Source organism: Streptomyces spiramenti, assembly GCF_012034385.1.
GTDB lineage: Bacteria > Actinomycetota > Actinomycetes > Streptomycetales > Streptomycetaceae > Streptomyces > Streptomyces spiramenti.
The window spans coordinates 1-2,459 of the sequence record NZ_JAAVJB010000399.1; the positions used below are offsets into that span (position 1 = coordinate 1).

The following is a 2,459-nucleotide window of genomic DNA, read 5'->3' on the forward strand; positions in this document are numbered from 1 at the left end:
CTGCCCGACCGGGTCGGGCGCGCCGCTTCGCCGGGCGATCCGCGGATCGACCGGCTGCGGGGATCGCGGCCCGCCCGGTACGCCGTCGACCGTGCCCGGCGCCGTCTCCGCGACGGCCCCCGCCCCGGTGGTCCCACCCGGGGCCCCGGCACCCGTGGCCGGTCCGTGTCGGTCGGCGGAGGCCGGGCCGCAGGAGGGGAACGGCAGTCCCGCCGATTCGGCCTCCAGGTCGAGCAGCTCCACGGCCCGGCGGCTGACCCCGGCGACGACGGAGGGCGGCAGCCAGCCGTCGCCACGGGTGAACAGTGCCGCCGCGCCCGCACCGTCGGTCAGCTCGGCGGCCAGCGCCGCCGGGGCCGGCCGGTCGGCGGCCGTCTTGGACAGGCAGCGCTCGACCACCGGCCGCAGCGCGTCCGGGACGTCGTCGAGCTCCGGTGTCTCGTACGCGATCCGGTAGAGGACGTGGGCCGGGGTGTCGCCGGGGAACGGCGGGTGGCCGGTGGTCGCGAAGACGAGGACCGACCCGAAGGCGAAGATGTCGGAGGCGGGCCCGCTGTCGCCGTGGAGGAGTTGTTCGGGCGCCATGTAGCCGGGCGAACCGACGTGGACCCCGGTCTCGGTGAGGGTGCCGCCCGCGTCGCTGGCGCGGGCTATGCCGAAGTCGATCAGGCGGGGGCCGTCGAGGGCCAGCATCACGTTGGACGGTTTGACGTCCCGGTGGACCAGGCCGAGCCCGTGGACCGCGGCGAGCGCCTCCGCGAGGCCGGCGGCCAGGGCGCGCGCCGTTCTCGGCGGCAGCGGGCCCTCGTCGGTGACCACCTGCTGGAGGTCGGGCCCGGCGACGTATCCGGTGGCGACCCACGGCACGTCGGCGTCCGGGTCCGCGTCCAGGACGGGGGCGGTCCAGTCGCCGCCGACCCGCCGGGCGGCTGCCACCTCGCGTGCGAACCGGGCGCGGAACGCCCCGTCCTCGGCGAAGTGCGGGTGCACGATCTTGACCGCGACGGTCCGGCCGCGCACGTTGCGGCCCAGGTAGACGCGGCCCATGCCGCCGCTGCCGATGCGGCGCAGCAACCGGTAGTCGCCGACGGTGCGCGGGTCGTCCGGTCTCAGCGGTTCCATGGTGCGCGCTCCCCCTTGTGCGTCGGCGCCCCCGGCCCGGCGTCGGATGCCGGGCGCTGCGGGCGCCGCCGTGTCGTGTCGATGCGTCCACCTCTCGGTGACGCGAACCGCCTCGTGGGGCGGTTCCCGGGCGCCTACCCCGTGACGCGCGGATCGCGCGCCCGGCACCGGCCCGCCGCCGGGTCCTGTCCGGTGAACAGCGCCAGTGAGGCCCGCGATGCTCCGACGCGGCGAGATGTCGTGCCAGGCGCCGTGGGCCGGGCGGGATCCGCCAGACAGGGCCCAAGCCCCCAGTGCAGCCGCTCCGGCCACGGGCCGCCACCGATGGGCGGTCGCCCGCCGAGGGCCGACCCGGCCGGGGTCACTCCGGCGGCAGCAGTTCGACGCGCGCGCCCTCGATGTCGCCGGTGAGGCGCGCGAACTCCGCCGCGCCCGCGAGCTGGCGCTCGCCGAGCCGGAAGTCGAGGGTGGTGAAGTAGCGCCGCAGGAGGTCCGCGTCGAACGCCTCCCAGCGCGCGGCCTGCTCCGCGACCTTGTCGACCTCGGTCAGCGAGAGGTCGCGGGACTCGATGAACGCGCGGTGCACGTCACGGACGGTGTCCGGGTGCTCGGCGAGGTAGTCGCGGCGGACGGCCCAGAGCGCGAAGACGAACGGCAGCCCGGTCCATTCCTTCCACATCGCGCCGAGGTCGTGGACCCGCAGGCCGAGCCGGGGCGCGTCGTGGAGGGAGGCGCGCAGCGCGGCGTCGCCGATCAGGACCGCGGCGTCCGCCTCTCTCATCATTTCGGAGAGATCGGGGGGGCAGGTGAAGTAGCGCGGTTGCACGCCGTAGCGCTCGGCGAGCAACAGTCGCGCCAGGCGCACGGAAGTGCGGGAGGTGGAACCGAGGGCGACGCGCGCTCCGTCGAGATCTTCGATCGGCCCCTCGGAGACGATCACGCAGGACATCACGGGGCCGTCGCAGCCGACCGCGATGTCGGGCAGTGCGACCAGCTGTTCCGCGTGCCGAAGGAACTCCACGAGGGTGACGGGGCCGATGTCGAGATCGCCTCGGGCCAGTTGTTCGCTGAGCTTTTCCGGAGTGTCCTTGGTCAGCTCCAGATCGAGCAGGCTGCCCGTGCGCGCCAGCCCCCAGTACAGCGGGAGGCAGTTGAGGAACTGGATGTGTCCGACGCGGGGGCGTGCCATGTTCGATGCGCTCACGTCTCGCAGGGTACGCCCGGCGCGTGGCGGCCCGCCGGGCGGGAGCGGCACATGGGGGGCACGGCCTGCCGCCGCTGCTGCCCCGGGGCGCGGGGAGGGCTCGGCGCCGGTGTCGGCGCCACCGGCCCCGTCC

Annotated in this window: 2 protein-coding genes; both read right to left on the minus strand. The window is 75.6% G+C overall.

What is annotated here, in order from left to right; genetic code table 11:
• Window positions 1-1,122: serine/threonine-protein kinase (locus HCJ92_RS23620; protein ID WP_167935644.1), on the minus strand; the 1,122-nt coding region annotated here is incomplete at its 3' end.
• Window positions 1,123-1,483: 361 nt separating this feature from the next.
• A complete protein-coding gene (locus HCJ92_RS23625; RefSeq protein ID WP_167935645.1) occupies window positions 1,484-2,311 on the minus strand; it encodes a menaquinone biosynthetic enzyme MqnA/MqnD family protein in 828 nt (275 codons plus the stop codon).
• Window positions 2,312-2,459 lie beyond the last annotated feature (148 nt).